Below are 19,175 nucleotides of genomic sequence, written 5' to 3'. Positions count from 1 at the left end.
GTCTATGTTTTTAAATTAGCGGTAGGATTCAGGTTTGCAATACGACCGCTTTCTGTGCCTGCGGCTTCATCAATAATGGCGTTGATAAGCGTGGGAGCTTTGCTTGTCACGGCACGTTGAATAGCTTGCATCAGCTCTTCTGGGGTTTTAACATAAGCGCCTACTCCACCAAAGGCCTCCATCAGTTTCTCATAACGAGCGTCTTTGACAAATACCGTAGGAGCCACATCACTGCCACCACCCGCATTCACATCGGTGCCGCGATATACCCCATTATTATTTAACACAATCACGCATATTGGCAATTGATAACGACAAATGGTTTCCACCTCCATCCCACTAAATCCAAAGGCGCTATCTCCTTCTATCGCTATCACCTGCTCCCCCGTCTCAATGGCAGCGGCCACAGAAAAACCCATACCAATACCCATGACACCCCAAGTCCCCACATCTAAGCGTTTTCTTGGCTGGTACATATTCACAATGGAGCGAGTAAAATCTAAGGCATTGGCTCCCTCATTAACAAGGATTATCTGGGGATTCTCTTTAACAATATCGCGTACCACTCTCAATGCACTATGAAAAGTCATTGGCGTTGGATTATTAGCTAAGGTATCAGCCATTTTTTGTATATTTTTATTTTTCTTCTCTTGTACCGCATTAAGCCATGCTGTGGGAGGCGTCGGCCAATTGGTATCAATATGAGCCAATAATCCCTTGACACAGGATTCGATATCGCCCACCAAAGGGGCTTCAATCGCCACATTACTATCCATTTCAGTGGCGGCAATATCAATTTGAATAAAGCGTTGCCCGCCCCACTCCTTGAGCGAACTCCCTCCCCAGGTTTTGCCTTTGCCATGGGAGAGTAACCAATTCAGTCTAGCACCAATTAATAACACCACATCAGCTTCAGGCAACACATAAGAACGAGCAGCTTGTGCTGACTGTGGATGATCATCAGGCAGTATTCCCTTAGCCATAGACATCGGTAAATAAGGAATCCCCGTGGTTTCAATCAACCGTTTAATCTCCTCATCACACCTCGCGTACGCAGCCCCTTTACCTAATACAATTAAAGGTCTTTGTGCGGATTGTAATAAATGTATAGCTCGCGCAAGAGCTGTGTGATCTGGTATTTGCTTGGGCGCTGGATCCACCACTTTAATGAGTGATTTTCGTGCCGCTTCCTTATCCATAGTTTGGATAAGGAGCTTACCGGGTAAATCTAAATAAACTCCTCCTGGGCGGCCCGACAGGGCAGCTCGAAGGGCACGCGCAATTCCCACACCGACATCTTCGATATGTAAAATACGAAAGGCGCTTTTACACAAGGGTTTAGCTATGGCGAGCTGATCCATTTCCTCATAATCTCCTTGGGCGAGATCCACCACCTCTCTCTCGGAGGAGCCAGAAATTAAAATCATTGGGAAACAGTTAGTGGTGGCATTGGCTAAAGCGGTTAAGCCATTCAAAAAGCCCGGGGCAGATACCGTTAAACATACACCAGGCTTAGCATTTAAAAATCCAGCAATGGCAGCGGCATTACCAGCATGTTGTTCGTGACGAAAAGAGATGACCCGTATTCCTTGAGCTTGAGCTTGACGCGCTAGATCAGTAATGGGGATACCTGGGACGCCGTAAATGGTATGAATATCGTTTAATTGAAGCGCTTGAATCACCAAATGAAAACCATCAATGAGTTCATCATTGTCAGCGCTCACTTGCCCTTTAATATTAGTTACTACCGCCTCAGGAATCATTTTCATCACCGACGCATTTTAAAAAAATATGTGATTAGTTTTTTAAGTATTCGGTATTTTTCATTTAACCTCATTGACCAAAGTCAATTTTTCACCCTATTGATAATAGCCATTGACTCTCATCAAGAATTCATGACCATACCCTCTTGAATGGCATAAGTCTTGATGAATTCATTAGCCGTTATTTTTTTACCCTCCTCATGCTTGAGTTTAAACACTTCAATGTATCCTCCCTGTGCTGTAATTTTAAAACTCACAGGGCCGACCTCTGTTATCTCACCGATTCGGCCATGCACAGCACCAAAGGTTCTAAAAACCTGTTTTTTAACATCAAACAACTGAATTTTTTTATCTCCCAAGAGCGTCCAGGCACCCGGGGCAGGATTGCAGCCGCGAATTAAGTTGTATAAGTAATCCACATGACTATACCAATTAATCCTGGCCTCCATAGTTCGACACCAGCCCTCATAACTTGCTTCACCCTCATCTTGTATAACTTCTTTATGCCTCCCCTCAAAGATCAGATCAGCGGCCTCCACCATGGCAGCCACTCCAAGTGGGAATAGGGCATTAAAATAAAGACTGCCCACCGTATCATGATCACCGATAGCCACATGTTGTTGAAGAATAATCGGCCCCTCATCTAAGCCGTCGGTAGGTCTAAAAATAGTGAAACCCGTTTCCTTATCCCCATTAATAATTGCCCAATTAATGGAGCTCGGTCCACGATGCTTAGGTAATAAGGAGGGATGATATTGAATGGTACCGTACTGAGGAATTGACACAAAATCAGGAGGAGCGAATTGCACAACATAGGCCATGATACCTAGGTCAGGGTATAAACGACGCATAGTCATGGTAGCTTCTTCACTTTTGAGTGAAGCAAACTGATATACAGGAATACTATTATTCTGTGCAGCAAGACGGAGGGAATCGGCCTTTGTTCCTTCCTTCTCTGGCGCGCAAAATACCCCTAACACCTCATCACCACGTCCTAAAAAAGCGTCGAGAACACCCTTGCCAAAGTCTTGTTGCCCTATGATGACGACTCTCATCACGCCTCCTGTCATTGACTGATATGTAAGGATAATAAAATGAGAGTAAATTGAAGAGGCTCCAGGGTCATTGACACAAATCAATTACACAAAAAATAATCAATAGAAATCAATGAGTGCTCAGTACCGAGATAAGATCAAAGATGAAGTCTCTCTTCGTATTGGTGATCAACTGCAATACCTCTGACGAGCCGTTGACCAAGAGGGAGAAGTCATCGACCTTGTGGTGCAGACATGGCGAAACAAGGCAGTCGCTCTCACGTTTTTCCGAAAACAGCTTGCGGGGAAGAAGAAAGTACCCCCCGATGCATCGTAACCGATAAACTGGTGGGCTATACAGTAACCAATGTGGAAGTGCTGCCAAGTGTTGCGCGTATTCGGAATAAGTGCACCTCCAACTGGGTTGCAAATTCTCATCAGCCAACACGAGAAGGTAAATGTCGAAGTCGTCGTTTCAAGTCCCCTGCTGAGGCACAGCGCATTCTGCCCACATTTCCTGTCATGAGCAATCCTTTTCACTCTAGCCTGCATCGGCTAAAACAGTGCATTACAGGGAGGCGATGGGAGTGGCGTTTTGCAGATTGGCGTGATGTTTATGCACTGGAAGCAGCCTGAGGAGATCCGTAAGAAGTCTATTTTGTCCAAAATCAGTTAACTTTGACAATACCCTCAAACCCACTAGTCTTGGTGTTGATTTGTTTGATCAATAAAGTGGCTTCGCATAGGCGCTAGAATAAATTTAGCGGCAAATCCTGCGCCTATGGCTATGATGGCTGAGACCAGAAAAACCCGATTCCAATTGCCGCCTTGGGAGAGAAGGGAGGCAATGGGGACAATCAGTGCGGCGGTACCTTTAGCTGTATAGAGTGCGCCAGCATTCCCCGCCGCGTTTTGTATGCCGAAAGTATCAGCGCAGGTTGCTGGAAAGATGGAGAAAATCTCGCCCCAGAATAAAAATACCATTGGCGCAAATATCATAAACATCACAGGTTCATGGCCAAAGTTCAGGAGTCCTAACAAAGCGAGGCCCTCCCCCACAAAGACCACGAACATGGTATTTTCTCGACCGATGAAATCAGAAATAAAGCCCGTAATAGGTCGCGTAAATCCATTACACAAACTATCCAAGGATAAGACCACCGTTAATAAGGGTAAGGTGCCACCAAAGAGCGTAGAAATGGGTAGCTTAGCGATACCATAATCTGCGGCAATAGGTTTCATTTGTGCAGTGGCCATCAACCCCCCTGCCGCAACGGCAACAAACAAAGCATAGATCACCCAGAAAACAGGGGTTTTAATCATCTCTGAAGTAGTAAAGTCTTGCTTCACCGAAGCCACTCTCCGAGAAGCCACTGTGCCCTGTGGTGGCCGGGGGCGAACAAGTAATAAAGCCAATACAAAAATCACTACGCCTTGGGCAATACCAAAAAACTGAAAGGTATGTTCATAGCCTGAACGTTGAATCATATTAGCAATGGGAATAACCGTGATTGCCGCTCCCGCGCCAAAGCCTGCCGCCGTCAAGCCAGCAGCGAGGCCTCTCTTATCAGGAAACCATTTCAAAGCATTACCCACGGCAGTGCCATAGACGCATCCTGCACCGATACCAGAAACCACAGCCGCCACATAAAAAGCTGTCAGTGAATTACCATGGGCGTTCATCACCCAACCTATAGCCGCTAATACTCCTCCTGCAGCAATCACCGGTCGAGGCCCAAAACGATCCACAAGCCATCCCTCAACAGGAACAAGCCAGGTTTCAACCAGTACAAAAATCGTAAAAGATACTTGAATAGCAGCCTTACCCCAATGGTATTTATTGTCAATGGGGTTAACAAAAAGGGTCCAACCATACTGGAGATTAGCGATCATTGCCATGCAAATGACGCCAAACAACAATTGCATCCAGCGATTATGCAACGCAGGTTGGTGTGGGCTACTTGTTGCCAAGAAACGATCCATCATCACCCATTTCCTTCTCGCAAATTTTTTCTTATTATGAGGTTTATAGATCAGTGCGTTAAAGATGCTTTATCAACATAGCATGACTTACTCAAAAAAATAAGTCCTTGATATAAATTAACAGTAGTCAAGAAAATTAAGGGGATAAATTAACGAGTGATGGAAGAGAAAAGGCCGAGGACAAAAGAGGGAGAAGGGATCCCCGGCCTTGTGAAACTAACCGTGATAGGCGCCCAACTCTTCATTCATGAAGGTAAGAGCATGCTTCATAATAGGTTTTAACTCCTCATCACCATGCTCTTTGATGTAATCAAAAAAGGATTGTTGCATACGTTTTTCCCAAAAACGCTTAATGTGACTTGCCGCATCGCGGGCAGCTTGTTCCCGGTCTGGCATGGAAGAGAAAAAGTCGCCAATGGCATTAGCCATTTTAATTAAATGGTGCGGGTTCATCATGATAACTTTACTCCTTGTTCCTCTGTGATACGCTGTGGGTGTGTATAAATAACCTGTGAATGACTACGACTAAAACCCACTAAAGTTAACTGGTATTCATCAGCCATTCTAATCGCTAGGGCAGTTGGGCCTGAAACCGCTACTAAAATGCCAACTCCCATTTGAATACTTTTTTGAACCATCTCATAACTTGCTCGGCTCGTAACCAATACTGCACCATGTTCAAAATCATAGGCTTGTTGAGCCATGGCGCCAAAGAGTTTATCCAGTGCGTTATGGCGACCCACATCCTCACGTGCCAACATGATTTGCCCTCTGGCATTGACCCAGAACGCTGCGTGGGTAGCTCCAGTTATTTGCTGCAGAGGTTGAAAGTGCCTCATTTCCTCTAACGCTCTTTGCAAATGATCATGGGCCAGAGTAAAAGTAGTATTAACTTCTGACATGGGTTTAAATACCTGGGCAATACGCTCGGTACCACACAACCCACACCCAGTCCTACCAGCCAAGTTTTGACGACGGCTATCCAAAATAGCAAAGCGCTTTTCATCAATATTCACAGCCACGCGAATTCCAGCCTCCAATTCCTCAATGGCCACTGATTTAATCTGATCAACGCTTTTAACGATACCCTCTGTTAAGGAAAAACCAATAGCAAAGTCTTCCAAATCCTGCGGCGACGCTAACATCACCACAAAGGGAACGCCATTGTATTCAATACCAATGGGCGTTTCTTCAGCGACAATATCCTCAGTTTTTTCAACCTGCTGCCCGCGCAAACGGATCACTGCCACGGACTCAGTGGTGTGAGTTTGTTCAAGAAGGGGGGATAAACTATCCATTATTTAGCACCCACTAAGCTGTCAGCTTGTTTACGCTCACGCAATAAACGCAATTGGTTGTCATTAAACTCTTTGTATTGTTTTTGCCACTCAGAGGGCTGTTTCACTTTCATTACCTGAACTGCAGTGACCTTATATTCAGGACAGTTTGTGGCCCAATCAGAGTTGTCAGTGGTAATGACGTTGGCTCCTGACTCTGGAAAGTGGAACGTGGTGTAAATGACACCAGGCTGCATTCTTTCAGAAACGAGGGCCCGTAACACTGTCTCACCTGAGCGTGAAGCAATACCCACCCAGTCACCAGAGACGATTCCTCGCTCTTTAGCATCATCGGGATGAATCTCTAAACGGTCTTCATCATGGAAATGAACATTTTCTGTACGTCTGGTTTGCGCCCCCACGTTGTATTGAGACAAAATACGTCCCGTGGTCAAAATCAAAGGGAATCGTTTAGTAACGCGTTCTTCCGTTGGCACATACTGAGTAATGATGAAACGACCTTTACCGCGGACAAAATGATCCACATGCATTAAGGGAGTCCCCTCAGGATGATCATCATTGCAGGGCCACTGTACGCTACCCAAACGATCCAACTTTGCGTAGTTAACGCCTGAGAAGGTGGGTGTTAAGCGTGCAATCTCAGCCATAATTTCACTTGGATGATGATAGTTCATTTCGTAACCTAAGGCTTTAGCAAGAGCCACCGTGACTTGCCAGTCAGCAAGACCTGCCTTGGGTTCCATCACCTTTCTAACCCGTGAAATACGACGCTCTGCATTGGTAAAAGTACCATCTTTTTCTAAAAAGCTTGAGCCAGGTAGGAAAACATGGGCATATTTTGCCGTCTCATTCAAGAAGATATCCTGAACGATCACACAATCCATGGCTCCAAGGGCAGCTGTGACGTGTTGTGTATCAGGGTCTGACTGAACAATGTCCTCACCTTGGCAATACAAGCCCTTGAATGATCCCTCGAGAGCCGCGTCAAACATATTGGGAATTCGTAAACCAGGATCTCCTCTTAAGGAGACTCCCCAATCTTGTTCAAACAGTCCACGGGTTGTGTTGTCAGACACATGACGATAGCCTGGGAACTCATGGGGGAATGAACCCATATCACAGGATCCCTGTACGTTATTTTGACCGCGTAAAGGATTAACCCCCACCCCTTCACGACCGATATTACCCGTGACCATGGCAAGATTTGCAATACCGATAACGGCCGTAGAGCCCTGAGCATGCTCGGTAACACCCAAGCCATAATAGATAGCAGCGTTACCACCCGTGGCATATAATCTTGCGGCTTGACGTACTAAACCTGCAGGAACTCCGGTGGTAATTTCCAAAGCTTCAGGACTGTTTTCTTCCTTAGCAACCCAATTACGCCAAAGATTGAAAGACTCCATATCACAACGTTCGCCGACAAAATCTTCTTTAACCAGACCTTCCGTGATAATCACGTGAGCTAGAGCTGAAACAATAGCCACATTGGTACCGGGTCTTAACTGTAAGTGATAATCGGCTTTAATATGGGTGGTACTCACGAGCTCAATGGCTCGAGGGTCAATAACAATTAACTTTGCCCCTTCGCGTAAACGTTTTTTCATACGTGAACCAAATACCGGATGAGCATCGGTTGGGTTGGCACCCATGACTAAAACTACATCAGAATACTCGATGGATTTAAAAGTTTGTGTCCCAGCAGAAGTTCCATAGGTTTGTCCTAAACCAAAACCTGTGGGGGAATGACAAACTCTAGCGCAGGTATCCACGTTGTTGTTGTGAAATACCGCTCTAACCAATTTTTGCACTAGGTAAGTTTCTTCGTTGGTACACCGTGATGAGGTGATACCTCCAATGGAATCAACACCGTATTTCTCTTGAATGCCACGCAATTTTTTAGCAGCGAATTGAATGGCTTCATCAAAACTTACTTCTTTCCATGGGTCAGTGATGTGTTCACGAACCATGGGTTGCAACATACGGTCTTTATGAGTGGCATAACCCCAAGCAAAGCGCCCTTTAATGCAAGCATGACCTTCGTTAGCTTTACCGTCTTTCCAGGGAGTCATACGAACCACTTCAGAGCCTTTCATGTCCGCTTTAAAACCACAACCTACCCCACAGTATGCGCAGGTTGTAATGACACTATGCTCTGGCTGTCCTTGGGCAAGGATTGTTTTTTCAACCAAGGTGGCGGTTGGACAGGCATCCACACAAGCACCGCAAGAAACACACTCGGAATCCATAAAAGCTTGACTTTCACCTGGTGAGACGCGTGACTCAAACCCTCTCCCAGAAATAGTTAAAGCAAAGGTCCCTTGAGTTTCTTCGCAGGCCCGCACGCAACGATTACATACAATACATTTTGATGGATCATATTGAAAATAAGGGTTAGAGATATCTTTATCCGAATGAATATGATTTTTTCCCTCATAGCCATAGCGCACTTCACGTAGGCCCACTGCCCCTGACATATCCTGTAATTCACAATCACCGTTACTGGCACAGGTCAAGCAATCAAGGGGATGATCGGAGATATAAAGCTCCATCACCCCGCGCCGTAACTGACCTAATTTGGGGGATTGTGTACGAACCACCATGCCACTTTCAGCGGGGGTAGTACAAGAAGCTGGAAAGCCACGTCTTCCTTCAACTTCAACGAGGCACAAACGACAGGAACCGAAGGGCTCCAAACTATCTGTGGCACAGAGTTTAGGAATTTGCGTGCCAAGCTCCATCGCCGCACGCATAATTGAAGTGCCCTTCGCCACTGTAATGGGAAAACCATCAATGGTCAGAGTCACTTGTTCTTGAGAGTTAACTTCTGGGGTACCAAAATCTATGTCATGTACTGATACTGTATCCATTTCGCCTCCAACTTAAGCTGCATGCTGTTCGGTTTTTGCTACATTAAAATCCTCTGGAAAATTATCCAGAGCTGACAAAACTGGGAAAGGAGTCATGCCACCCATGGCACACAATGAACCATTGAGCATGGTGTCACACAAATCTCTTAATAATATAGTTTGCGTCTCAGCCTGTTCTGGGTGGGCTTGAATCTTAGCAATGACTTCCGCACCACGGGTTGAGCCAATGCGGCAAGGAGTACATTTACCACAGGATTCCAACGCACAGAACTCCATGGCATATTTTGCTTGTTCAGCCATATCCACAGTATCATCAAAGACCACTACTCCGCCATGACCTAAGACTGCCCCTTTTTGAGCCAAGGCCTCATAGTCCATGGGAATATCCAGCTTATCAGCAGGAATATAAGCCCCTAATGGCCCACCTATTTGAACGGCTTTGATAGGGCGTTTTGAGTAAGTGCCGCCGCCATACACATCAATTAATTCTCGAGCCGTCACACCAAAGGCTTTTTCAACAAGTCCACCACGAGCAATGTTACCCGCCAATTGAAAAGGGAGCGTTCCTCTTGAACGCCCCATACCAAAATCCGCATAAGCTTTAGCTCCCTGGGCTAGTACATAGGGAACAGCAGCCATGGTTAACACGTTATTAATAATAGTAGGACGGCCGAACAATCCCTCAAGGGCTGGCAAAGGAGGTTTGGCGCGAACAATACCACGCTTTCCTTCTAAACTCTCTAACAGCGCCGTCTCTTCACCGCACACATATGAACCGGCCGCCTTACGAATCTCTATGTCAAAAGTAAAAGAAGAGCCAAGAATATTTGAACCAAGATAATTAGCAGCCAAGGCGCGTTCTACCGCCTCATTCATAGTAGCCACTGCATGGGGATACTCTGAGCGAATATAAACATAACCCTTGGTTGCCCCCACCGCAATTCCAGCGATGATCATGCCTTCAATGAGCATGTAAGGGTCATCTTCCATGACCATACGGTCTGCAAAAGTGCCAGAGTCTCCTTCGTCAGCGTTGATCACTATATATTTCTGCTCTGCTTGAGCTTGCATCACTGTACGCCATTTAATGCCAGCAGGAAACCCAGCACCACCGCGACCACGCAATCCCGAGTCTAATACTTCTTGCACAATGTCAGAGGGCTTGAGTGTTATGGCCTTCTTAAGCCCTAACCATCCTTGATGTGTCTCATAATCCTCAAGTGACAAAGGCTCGGTCACCCCAATACGAGCGAAAGTGAGTCTTTCTTGGTTCTTTAAATAATCAATATCCTCAGTGACCCCTTGATACAAAGGATGCTCTCCAGCGTGAAGGAAGTTTGTTGAAAACAAATCAGCAACATCTTCTACGCTAATGGGGCCGTAAGCATGTCTTACCCCTTCCACAACCACTTCCACTAAGGGCTCTAGCCAAAACATTCCGCGCGAGCCATTGCGTTTTATATCGAGATCCACACCAGAGTCCTCCGCTAAACGAGCGATCTCTTTTGCTACCTCGTCAGCGCCAGCTGCTAAGGCCGCCGAATCACAGGGTACGTAAACAGTATGTTTCATAGGCTCTCCTTGGCTTGCTTGATCCACTTTTCTAGTTTCTCAGTGGTAGCATGAACTTTTAATTGACCATCAATCTCCACAGCAGGCCCTGTAGCACAAAGCCCTAAACAAAAAGCATGTTCCACATGCCAATCATGGTCATCAGCCAACAGGTCTGTCATTTCTTTGGTAAGTGTGCGACACCCCCGAGCTTGACAAGCCTCTGCCTGACATATCGCTAGAGTATGCTTAGCTGGTGGGGTCTTTTTAAAATGGTGATAATAAGTGATCACCCCGTGAATCTCGGCTCGCGATAAATTGAGTAGGGGAGACAACTCTGTGGCAGTTTGACTTGGAATAAAACCAAGACTGTCTTGGATATGATGCAAAATAGGTAAAAGCGCCCCTGGCACATCATGGTAGTGCTCCGCCGCTTGGCGTATTACTGATTCATATTGAAATTCGACGGTATCCAAGGATTCCCCCCACAATAAATGATAAGTTGTTGCATATAATTGCAAATATATCTTGACACCAAATACAACAATAACGTAATGTTTTCTAGGTTATTCCTAATAAATCTAGAAGTCAATTGCAATTAAAGAAAAACTTATCCTAGCTATAATTGCAACTTATTTCAATTTTAAAACGATTGTTTTATAAGGAGTTACACACTTTGAGGATCAATATCCTTCCTGAGTTCCATTTATCCTCTAATAATGGCATTGATCATTTTCCCTTATCCCGTACTTTAAAGCTTTTACGAGCTATTGAAACCTTAAATAACATGAAAGAGGCCAGTCAATCCGTGGGGCTCTCCTACCGACACGCCTGGAATTTGCTTGAGCAAGCGCAAGAACTCTTTGGCGGTCCTATTTTAGAGAGCGTCCCTGGTCGCGGTTCAAGGCTCACTGAGCTAGGGAAAAAACTGGTTTGGGCGGACAAACTCACTGAAGCCCGTTTAGGGCCATTGTTAGAGAGCATTAGTTCTGAGATCAGCGAGGATATTGAAGCTTTAACGAGACGCTCTAGACGAGTGCTACGTCTTTTTGCCAGCCATGGCTTTGCCGTAGCTCTACTAAATGACTATTTAAATCAACGGGGTATTGAATTAGACTTTAACTACCGAGGAAGCCGAGAGTCCCTTGATGCCTTTAACCGACAAATTTGTGATATTGCCGGCTTTCACGTCCCCTTAGGTGAACTTGAACAACCTTACTTAGACCTCATCAACGTCCCATTACCAGAAGACATTCGCTATATAGAACTCGCAAGGCGTAATCAAGGACTGATCGTAGCCAAAAACAATCCTAAATCCATTCGCCACATTGAGGATTTGTCTAGACCTGACGTGTTATTCGTTAATCGACAACCCAGTTCGGGCACACGACTCATCTTGGACATGCTATTGGATAAACATCAACTGGCCGTTAATTCCATCCAAGGATATGGCAATATAGAGTACACCCATGCTGCAGTGGGAGCCTACATTGCTAGCGGTAAAGCCGACGTGGGCCTTGGTGTTGAAACTGCCGCCAAGCTGTTTGGTCTAGATTTTATTCCCTTATATGCAGAGCGTTATTTTTATGTTTGTAACGAATCCTTGTTAAATGATAGCCGCTTCACTCCTATCCTATCAACTTTGTACGATGCTGACTTTTTGCAAGCCATGGGCCAGTTAACCGGCTATAGCGCCCAATACACCGGGCGAATCACACAAACAAAAGACACCTTCGGCCATGACAATCATTAAATACGATATCACCCAGTCCTTAAATAGCATTAAGCGGGAGGACTGGCAAATACTCTGTGAGGATCACCCCACACTTAACTATGACTTTCTAAAAGCCATGCATGACAGTGGCAGCGTGAGTCCCAAAACAGGTTGGGCTATGCTCTACCTGAGCGCTTGGGCTGACCAGCGTTGTGTTGGTGCTATTCCCTGCTATCTAAAAAGTCATTCCTATGGAGAGTATGTGTTTGACTGGGCTTGGGCGGAAGCTTATGAACAAATCGGCCAACCCTACTACCCCAAGCTACTGATGGCCATTCCTTTCACTCCTGTAACAGGACCCCGAATTTTAGGACGAGAAAACACTATTCGCCAACAACTGGTAGATCGCTTACTGGCCCTGGAGTCGGATTCAAATCTCTCTTCAATCCACTGCCTGTTCCCCCGCGAGGAGGATTGCGATCTTCTCTTGCATAAAGGTTTTTTAACCAGAGAGGGCGTACAGTTTCATTGGCATAATCAGCAGTACCAAAACTTTGATGACTTTCTAGCCACCATGAGTCATGACAAACGTAAGAAAATCAAACAAGAAAGGAAAAAAGTTCAGGCACAGGGTATTACCTTTAATTGGTTAACAGGTCGAGAGATTACTGAAGAACATTGGCGGTTCTTTGCCCAATGCTATCGACACACCTATCAAGCGCATAGCTCAACGCCTTATTTAAACCATGATTTTTTTACTCACTACCATCAAAGCGGCTTGCCAGAGTGCTGTTTAATTGTGGCCTATGAAGCGGGACAGATGATTGCCTGCGCCCTGAATCTCTTTAACCAGGAACGAGCCTTTGGGCGTTACTGGGGAGCCATCAAGTATGTGCCAGGACTACATTTTGAAACGTGTTATTATCAAAGTATTGAGTTTTGCATTCATCATGCTATAGGAGTTTTTGAAGGCGGCGCTCAAGGAGAGCACAAACTAGCTCGGGGCTTATCTCCTGTGCGAACCCAGTCCCTGCACCATTTACGCGATCAACGATTTCAACAGGCCGTGGAAGATTTTCTGATTAGAGAGGGCAAACACATTGAGCATTACCATTCAGAACTCAATGAGCATGCCCCCTTTAAAAAAACCTCACCTACTAATTAGCCCGTTGTCCAAAGAGTATCTTTTTGGACTCTTCCGTAACCGTTGGAGCGCTGTTAATGTCTTTGGCTCTTGCATAAGCGTTGACAGTGGCAGGACGCGCAGCAATCTCCTTAAACCAACGCTGTAAATGAGGAAAATCGGCTAAGTTTTGCTGTTGTCGCTCATGGGGCACAATCCAAGGGTAAATAGCCATATCAGCAATCGTATAATCGTTACCCGCCACAAATTGGCGATCAGCAAGTCGTTTGTTAAGGACCCCATAGAGGCGGTTGGTTTCATTGATATAGCGCGTCATAGCATAGGGAATCCTTTCTGGGGCGTATTGAACAAAATGATGGTTTTGTCCCGCCATAGGACCCAAGCCGCCCATTTGCCAGAACAACCACTGTAAGGTTTCCGTGCGCTGACGAATATCTTTACTTAAAAAGTAACCTGTTTTTTCACCCAGATACCATAAAATAGCACCGGACTCAAAAATTGAAATCGGCTCTCCTCCGCCTTGAGGGGCATGATCCACCAAAGCCGGAATACGATTATTGGGTGCAATTTTTAAAAAATCAGCCTTAAATTGATCTCCAATACTGATGTTAACGGGAACCAATTGGTAGTTTAAACCTGTTTCTTCTAGAAACATGGTGACCTTGTGGCCATTCGGTGTGGTCCAATAATACAGATCGTAAGTCATTCATTCCTCAATATGTTTTTATCATAAAGTTTAAGTTTTTATTATATTAACAGACCTTGTCCATGAAAATCCTCTTGAATCAGTTAAAAAAGTGAGGTAACGTAATCAGTTAGATTCATTTTGGAGCATACAATGACTAGTTTTGAACTACCCAAAGAATCTCTAGATCAACTGTTTATCACAGCTAGAACAGCTCATGCTTTTAAAGCAGACCCTTTACCTGAGGGAATATTTGAACAGCTCATTAGTCTCACACAGTGGGCGCCCACAGCTTTTAACTCATGCCCTGCCCGATTTGTTTTTATTACTTCAGAGAAGGCTCGTGAAAAACTGATTCCAGCCCTCTCGGCGGGAAACGTTGCTCAGGTACGCTCAGCACCAGTGACAGTGATTGTGGCTTATGACACAAAATTTTTTGACAATTTACCTGAATTATTTCCAGCCTATGATGCCAAAGCACTCTATGACAAGAACCCGACACTCGCTGAACAGGTCGCTTTTCGCAATAGTAGCTTACAAGGAGCCTATTTAATCATGGCTGCGAGAGCGCTTGGTCTTGATGCGGGACCTATGTCAGGTTTTAATGCTGAAGCAGTGAACAGTACTTTTTTTGCTGACGGCCGCTTTAAAGCTAACTTTTTATTAAATTTGGGTTACGCTGATCATTTAGCCACCCACCCCCGTGGTCCGCGACTAACCTTTAGTCAGGTGTCACAAATTTTATAACGCAATATTAAATAGTAATTTGGAGGTAAAAGATGACTTGGAGCGCTCTGAATAGAGAAAATACCATTGCTGGTCCTAAATTCAACCGATGGCTTGTACCGCCAGCGGCCTTAGCAATTCACCTTTGTATTGGTATGTCCTATGGTTTTTCCGTATTTTGGAAACCCATGGTAAATCTATTACCTAACGCAGATGCTCTGGCCTGCAAAAACCTAAGTACGTGGGACATGTTGTTTACCACCACTTGTAATTGGACCATTCCCATGGTAACTCCCATTTTTGAACTATTTATCGCGGTATTAGGCATTGCTGCGTTTATTTGGGGCGGATGGTTGGAGCATGCTGGTCCTCGTAAAGCTGGTTTTATTGCTGCCATAACTTGGGGTGGAGGCTTGGTTTTAGGTGGAATTGGTGTCATTAACCACCAACTCTGGCTTCTTTGGCTAAGCGGCATTGTTGGAGGGATAGGGCAAGGATTAGGTTACATTAGCCCCGTTTCTACCTTAATTAAGTGGTTCCCCGATCGCCGTGGCTTAGCTACGGGTTTTGCAATTATGGGGTATGGTGGTGGAGCCATGATTGGCGCTCCTCTGGCCGTTGCCCTGATGAAACACTACGCAGCCATCCCTGGCATTAACAACGTGGGTTTAACTCTGATTACCATGGGTATTCTTTACTTTATCATCATGTCCTTGGGTGCTTTTGGTTTCAGAATTGCACCAACAGGATGGAAACCCTTAGGTTGGACCCCCAAAGATGATGGTGGTAAAAAATACATGATCACCCAAAATCATGTGCATTTAGACAAAGCTTGGAAAACACCTCAGTTTTGGTTGGTATGGGGGGTTCTGTGCTTAAATGTGACGGCAGGGATTGGGGTCATTTCTATGGCAAGTCCTATGTTGCAGGATGTATTTGGTCCACATTTACTTGGCTTAGATATTTCATTTGATGCGGTCTCACCAGCGCAAAAAGCAGCTATTGCAGCCTCCGCCGCTGGTTTGGTTGGTTTAATCAGCTTATTCAACAGCTTAGGTCGTTTATTCTGGGCGTCAATGTCTGACTTCTTAGGTCGTAAATCCACCTATGCGGTGTTCTTTATTTTAGGTATCGCTCTTTATATAGCCATGCCTTCCATGGGTCACCATGGCAGTGCCGGTCTCTTTATAGTAGCAGTATGTGTGGTTTTATCCATGTATGGTGGAGGGTTTTCTACAGTACCAGCTTACCTCGCGGATTTATTTGGCACTCAAATGGTGGGGGCTATCCATGGTCGCTTACTCACCGCTTGGTCCGTGGCTGGAATTGTGGGACCTACATTAATTGCCAGTTTGCGTCAGGCTCAAATTGATGCTGGGGTTCCCCATAACTTGGTCTATGACCGTACTCTCTATATCCTAGCTGTACTCCTATTAGCTGGTATGGTGTGTAATTTACTGGTTCGTCCTGTGGATCCTAAATACCACATGACGGAAGAAGAATTAAAGGCAGAACGCTCAAAAGCTCATGAGCAAACAGCAGGAAAAGTTGCCGTTGAAGACACGGCTAGGGGTTCACTAGGCTTAGGCGGTGTCATCGCCTGGGCTGCCGTGGGAATTCCCTTTTTAATCGGTGTATTCATCGCTATTCAAAAAGCAGCCAAATTGTCCTAATTAACACGTTAATCGAGCCCCGCTAGAAACATTGCTAGCGGGGCTTTTTTATTTGATTGGCAGATTATCACCACCGGGCAAGATGGAGGGGACATTTATTCACCATAATGTACAAACCAAGTTGGCAGACCTTCGCGAAGGCTCACCGTAGGGAATCTTCTTGGATTCCAATGGGGAAAATCCAGTTACCACCAGTTCGACGTCCATACGAGTAGCGATGGTGTGTCAAGCAAGAGGCAGAGTTCAGATTCGCCCAACTCAGGTCTGCGAAATAGGATCTGCATCAGCTTCTCAAGATTGATTAGGGCGTAGCCGCGGGTATCCGTTACGGACAATAAGGCCCAAAAGCGTCAGTTGTTGAAGTTGAAAACTCTGACCTTCCAGCCGGGAAAGTTAACGGCTTGTTATTCTAAAACAGTTGCTGCAGCTTGTTGAGTTGTATCTCGATTTCCTGCAACTCTTTATCGGACAATTGACCAAAGACCTGTGATAAATACTCAAGATGCGGCTGAAAGGTCGTGTTAAAAGTTTTTTCACCAAGCTCTGTCAGCTTAATTAAGGTGCTTCGCTTATCTTTTGGATTTTCCACGCGCACAATCATCCCCTTTACCTCGAGGCGATCTAACACTCCCGTTAAGGTACCCTTGACCATTAAGGTTTTTTCACCAATCTCACCACAGCTCATGCCTGCTGTATTACCTAAGGTTGCGATCACATCAAATTGTCCAGTTGTTAAACCAAGGCTTTTTATATGGCGCTCAGAAAAGTTATCAAAGGCTTGATAAGTTCTCACTAAGGCACGAAGTGTAGGAAGAAATTGACTCATAGCAAAAAATCATCTTTTTAGTTAAAATGGTACGAATACGTACATTATAAGGAGTTTTAAATGCCCTACGCAATCGATCTTGAAGCAGGGAAAGAATATTGGTTTTGTACCTGTGGTAAAAGTGGCACTGGACTCTGTAATGGCGCCCATCAGGTCACAGACAAAACGCCCCATCACTTTATCGCGACAAAAAATGAAACTGTTTATATTTGTGGTTGTGGGGAAACCTTTAATAGTCCGTTTTGTGATGGAACCCATAAGGCGTCCACACAAGGGGTTATTTAACACAATTTTATAAGGTTTAAAGATAATGCGAATTTTACATACCATGCTACGAGTAGGACATCTAGAACAATCCATTGCCTTCTATCGCGATGTATTAGGCATGCAAGAGTTACGCCGCCGGGATTACCCTGAAGGGAAGTTCACCTTGGTTTTCATGGGCTATCAGCCTGAATCAGAGGGCGCAGTCATTGAACTCACCTATAACTGGGATACCCACTTTTATGATCTCGGTAACGGCTACGGCCACATCGCCTTGGAGGTGGAAAACGCCGAGGAAACCTGTAACAAAGTTCGCGCTCGTGGCGGTAAGGTTGTTCGTGAGGCAGGGCCCATGAAACATGGTTCTACCGTGATTGCCTTTGTGGAAGACCCGGATGGTTACAAGATTGAGTTTATCGAACGGCGCTCTCACTTAAGTGACTGAGCGCAAGCATAAGCGCTTGACCAAGCCCATTGGAAGTTATGTCCGCCTAAATGACCTGTCACGTCCACGCATTCTCCAATAAAATAACATTGAGGAATTACCGTGGAGGCCATGGTTTTACTATCCATCTGATGGGTATTAACCCCCCCAAGCATCACCTCAGCTTTATTCCATCCCAGGGTGGCCTTGGGGTGGAAGATCATATGTAACAGCAGCTCTTTCAATGAACTGCGCTCTGTGCGAGTTAATTCAGCAAAGCGACGTTGCTCTAGTTGACATAGGCTGGTTAAATGTTTTGCTAAGCGTTGCGGCAGATATTGCGCTAAGACGTTCTCTACCCATTTGCCTCCTGCCGACTCCATCATTTCCTGCCAGTGATGCTCCTCTAAAAATGACACCTCAAGCAGTTCATTCTCACGCCAATAGCTGCTGGCTTGCAATACAGCCGGGCCTGATAACCCTCGATGGGTGAATAACAAGTCTTCATTAAACCGAGCCACCCCATAATGTTCCTCGGGTCGGCCTGCGGCGATGCTAACGGGTACGCTTAATCCTGAGAGTTGAGTGAACGAACTCTCCGACTGATCAGTCAAAGAAAGGGGAACTAAAGCAGGCCTTGGCGTGACAACCTCCTGCCCCCACTGCTGAGCAAAGCGAAGGGCTCTATCGCTAGCACCAATTTTAGGCACAGGCAAACCACCCGTCGCCCATACCAGAGCATGGCTCTTGACCGAGCCTTGAGTGGTTTTAATGTGCCATTGGTCTTTGATGAACTGACAGTTTTCCACACTCACAGGGAAGCGAAGAGCAACTGAATGATTAAGGCATTGTTGTAGCAGTAGATCGATAATATCTTGGGCAGAGTGATCGCAAAATAATTGCCCACGATGTTTTTCATGGTAAGCGATACCCGCTTGCGTTAACCAGTCTTCAAAATCCGAAGGGCGGTAACGTGACAGGGCACTTTTAACAAAATGAGGATTACTGGATAAAAAATGTTGTGCGCTAGAATAACGGTTAGTAAAGTTACAAAACCCCCCACCACTAATTCGAATTTTTTCTCCGATTTTACGAGCGTGATCCAAGAGCAATACCCGTTTGTGACGCAACCCCGCTTGACCTGCGCAAAACAATCCCGCAGCCCCCGCGCCCACCACCACGGCGTCCCAAACAATTTCGTCATTGCCCTGCATGAATCC

The 19,175-nt window shown here is 45.5% G+C and carries 17 protein-coding genes and 1 pseudogene; 7 read left to right on the top strand and 11 right to left on the bottom strand.

Features of this window, described 5'->3' with window-relative positions:
- Positions 1–2: 2 nt before the first annotated feature.
- A complete protein-coding gene (gene oxc / locus FERRO_RS03975; RefSeq protein ID WP_082601168.1) occupies positions 3–1,769 on the bottom strand; it encodes an oxalyl-CoA decarboxylase in 1,767 nt (588 codons plus the stop codon).
- A 116-nt stretch (positions 1,770–1,885) separates the two neighbouring features.
- The gene (locus FERRO_RS03970) at positions 1,886–2,818 is read right to left on the bottom strand and encodes a methionyl-tRNA formyltransferase (protein ID WP_056929549.1); all 933 of its coding nucleotides are present in this window, start codon (positions 2,816–2,818) and stop codon (positions 1,886–1,888) included.
- 199 nt (positions 2,819–3,017) lie between these two features.
- On the opposite strand from FERRO_RS03970, the pseudogene FERRO_RS10630 reads away from it, so the two are divergent.
- A pseudogene (locus FERRO_RS10630) lies at positions 3,018–3,134 on the top strand (hypothetical protein); the annotation flags it as partial.
- Positions 3,135–3,496: 362 nt separating this feature from the next.
- Here the strand turns inward: FERRO_RS10630 and oxlT are convergent.
- The 6 genes from oxlT to FERRO_RS03935 form a co-directional block, all read right to left on the bottom strand.
- Entirely contained in the window at positions 3,497–4,783 is a 1,287-nt protein-coding gene (oxlT, locus tag FERRO_RS03960; protein ID WP_152975692.1) for an oxalate/formate MFS antiporter, read from the bottom strand.
- 213 nt (positions 4,784–4,996) lie between these two features.
- The gene (locus FERRO_RS03955) at positions 4,997–5,236 is read right to left on the bottom strand and encodes a formate dehydrogenase subunit delta (RefSeq protein ID WP_204374733.1); all 240 of its coding nucleotides are present in this window, start codon (positions 5,234–5,236) and stop codon (positions 4,997–4,999) included.
- Entirely contained in the window at positions 5,233–6,078 is an 846-nt protein-coding gene (fdhD, locus tag FERRO_RS03950; protein WP_056929547.1) for a formate dehydrogenase accessory sulfurtransferase FdhD, read from the bottom strand. The genes FERRO_RS03955 and fdhD overlap by 4 nt, the downstream gene beginning before the upstream one ends.
- The gene (gene fdhF, locus FERRO_RS03945; protein WP_056929546.1) at positions 6,078–8,948 is read right to left on the bottom strand and encodes a formate dehydrogenase subunit alpha; all 2,871 of its coding nucleotides are present in this window, start codon (positions 8,946–8,948) and stop codon (positions 6,078–6,080) included. Before fdhF ends, fdhD begins: the two co-directional genes overlap by 1 nt.
- A gap of 12 nt (positions 8,949–8,960) precedes the next feature.
- On the bottom strand, positions 8,961–10,520 hold the full coding sequence (locus FERRO_RS03940; protein ID WP_056929545.1) for a formate dehydrogenase beta subunit: 1,560 nt from the start codon (positions 10,518–10,520) through the stop codon (positions 8,961–8,963).
- Positions 10,517–11,020, bottom strand: coding sequence for an NAD(P)H-dependent oxidoreductase subunit E (locus tag FERRO_RS03935; protein WP_056929544.1), 504 nt, complete (start codon positions 11,018–11,020; stop codon positions 10,517–10,519). Before FERRO_RS03935 ends, FERRO_RS03940 begins: the two co-directional genes overlap by 4 nt.
- A gap of 155 nt (positions 11,021–11,175) precedes the next feature.
- Between FERRO_RS03935 and FERRO_RS03930 the strand changes: the two genes are divergently transcribed.
- A complete protein-coding gene (locus FERRO_RS03930; protein WP_056929543.1) occupies positions 11,176–12,252 on the top strand; it encodes a helix-turn-helix transcriptional regulator in 1,077 nt (358 codons plus the stop codon).
- Positions 12,239–13,378, top strand: coding sequence for a GNAT family N-acetyltransferase (locus FERRO_RS03925; protein ID WP_056929542.1), 1,140 nt, complete (start codon positions 12,239–12,241; stop codon positions 13,376–13,378). Before FERRO_RS03930 ends, FERRO_RS03925 begins: the two co-directional genes overlap by 14 nt.
- On the opposite strand, the gene FERRO_RS03920 is transcribed toward FERRO_RS03925, so the two are convergent.
- The gene (locus FERRO_RS03920; protein ID WP_056929541.1) at positions 13,371–14,063 is read right to left on the bottom strand and encodes a glutathione binding-like protein; all 693 of its coding nucleotides are present in this window, start codon (positions 14,061–14,063) and stop codon (positions 13,371–13,373) included. The genes FERRO_RS03925 and FERRO_RS03920 overlap by 8 nt on opposite strands.
- 132 nt (positions 14,064–14,195) lie before the next feature.
- Here FERRO_RS03920 and FERRO_RS03915 point away from each other — a divergent pair, with 132 nt between their 5' ends.
- Positions 14,196–14,789, top strand: coding sequence for a malonic semialdehyde reductase (locus tag FERRO_RS03915; RefSeq protein ID WP_056929540.1), 594 nt, complete (start codon positions 14,196–14,198; stop codon positions 14,787–14,789).
- A gap of 32 nt (positions 14,790–14,821) precedes the next feature.
- Entirely contained in the window at positions 14,822–16,441 is a 1,620-nt protein-coding gene (locus FERRO_RS03910; protein ID WP_056929539.1) for an OFA family MFS transporter, read from the top strand.
- Positions 16,442–16,850: 409 nt separating this feature from the next.
- On the opposite strand, the gene FERRO_RS03905 is transcribed toward FERRO_RS03910, so the two are convergent.
- Positions 16,851–17,267, bottom strand: a complete 417-nt coding sequence (locus tag FERRO_RS03905; protein ID WP_056929538.1) for a MarR family winged helix-turn-helix transcriptional regulator — start codon at positions 17,265–17,267, stop codon at positions 16,851–16,853.
- A gap of 60 nt (positions 17,268–17,327) precedes the next feature.
- On the opposite strand from FERRO_RS03905, the gene FERRO_RS03900 reads away from it, so the two are divergent.
- Both FERRO_RS03900 and gloA read left to right on the top strand, forming a co-directional pair.
- Positions 17,328–17,552 (top strand): CDGSH iron-sulfur domain-containing protein, encoded by a 225-nt coding sequence (locus FERRO_RS03900; protein WP_056929537.1) that lies wholly within the window; start codon positions 17,328–17,330, stop codon positions 17,550–17,552.
- A gap of 25 nt (positions 17,553–17,577) precedes the next feature.
- Positions 17,578–17,976, top strand: a complete 399-nt coding sequence (gene gloA, locus FERRO_RS03895) for a lactoylglutathione lyase (RefSeq protein ID WP_056929536.1) — start codon at positions 17,578–17,580, stop codon at positions 17,974–17,976.
- Here the strand turns inward: gloA and FERRO_RS03890 are convergent.
- The gene (locus FERRO_RS03890; RefSeq protein WP_056929535.1) at positions 17,961–19,169 is read right to left on the bottom strand and encodes an NAD(P)/FAD-dependent oxidoreductase; all 1,209 of its coding nucleotides are present in this window, start codon (positions 19,167–19,169) and stop codon (positions 17,961–17,963) included. The genes gloA and FERRO_RS03890 overlap by 16 nt on opposite strands.
- Positions 19,170–19,175: the final 6 nt, after the last annotated feature.

The sequence above is a fragment of the Ferrovum sp. JA12 genome (genome assembly GCF_001431705.1).
GTDB lineage: Bacteria > Pseudomonadota > Gammaproteobacteria > Burkholderiales > Ferrovaceae > PN-J185.
Note: the sequence above shows the minus strand (reverse complement) of the source record. Positions and strands in the feature narration are given on the sequence as shown.